The organism is Peribacillus sp. SIMBA_075 (assembly GCF_046534585.1).
The window spans coordinates 1-237 of sequence record NZ_JAWRYN010001585.1 but is presented as its reverse complement, the minus strand read 5'-3'; the positions used below and the strand labels follow the sequence as shown (position 1 = coordinate 237).

The window sequence follows — 237 nt, the reverse complement described above, 5'->3', positions numbered from 1 at the left end:
CGCCCGTTCGCCCTCAATCTGTGGCTCCCGTTCCAGGGGCCGGGGGAACGCTCGCCGCGCGACGGCTTCGACCGCGCCGCGTTCGACCGCGCCCTCGATGCTCTCTCCCCGCTCTTCGCCGATGCGGGAGCGCAGCCTCCAGAGTGGCCGGTCGCGCCCCTCCCACCCTTCGACGAACAGTTGGAGGCCGTGCTGGCGGCCCGGCCGGCGGTGCTCAGCGTCATCTTCGGCGTGCCG

The 237-nt window shown here is 73.8% G+C and carries 1 protein-coding gene; it reads left to right on the top strand.

Annotation, left to right across the window (positions count from 1 at the left end):
• Positions 1 to 237, top strand: a 237-nt coding sequence (locus SB775_RS33765; protein WP_410865663.1) for a hypothetical protein, incomplete at both ends; no start/stop codon positions are given.